Annotated in this window: 1 protein-coding gene; it reads right to left on the bottom strand. The window is 63.0% G+C overall.

Annotation, left to right across the window (positions count from 1 at the left end):
- Positions 1-581, bottom strand: a 581-nt coding sequence (locus KB201_RS24690) for a transposase (RefSeq protein ID WP_211540921.1), incomplete at both ends; no start/stop codon positions are given.

Genomic DNA, 581 nt, shown 5'->3' with positions numbered 1-581 from the left:
TGAAACGGCGCCATCACCTTCTCGATGCGCTCGGTCAACGCGTCGATCCGGGTGGTGTGTTCGGTGATGAAATCCAGATGCAACTCGACCAGGAACGCGTGGTGGTCGGTGAAGCGGCCCTGCAACGCCTTCGTCAACGCGGGGATCTTGCGGCGCAGTTGTTTCACCGACAACTCCGCCAACACGGCCGGATCGCGTTCACCCTTGACCAGCGCCTGCAACATGGATCGCGACGAGACCCCGTTGATATCGGAGACCACCACCGACAGTTTGATGCCGGCGTCTTCGAGGACTTTCTCCAACCGTTGAATCTCGCGGCCGCGTTCACGGGTGATCGCGGTGCGGGTGCGGGTCAGATCACGTAACCGTCGGATCGGTTCCGGTGGCACGAACGAGGCCCGCAACAGCCCGTGGGCGGCCAGCTGCGCCAGCCACGCCGCGTCCGACACATCGGTTTTGCGGCCCGGGAGGTTCTTGGCGTCGTGGGCGTTGACCAGCATCACCTCGAACGGGGCGTCTTCGAGGAGGTAGTAGAACGGTTTCCAGTAGTCGCCGGTGGCTTCCATGACCACACACGTCAC

Source organism: Gordonia sp. SCSIO 19800 (genome assembly GCF_018132775.1).
Taxonomy (GTDB): Bacteria; Actinomycetota; Actinomycetes; order Mycobacteriales; family Mycobacteriaceae; genus Gordonia; species Gordonia hongkongensis.
This window is presented reverse-complemented; position numbering and strand designations above follow the sequence as displayed.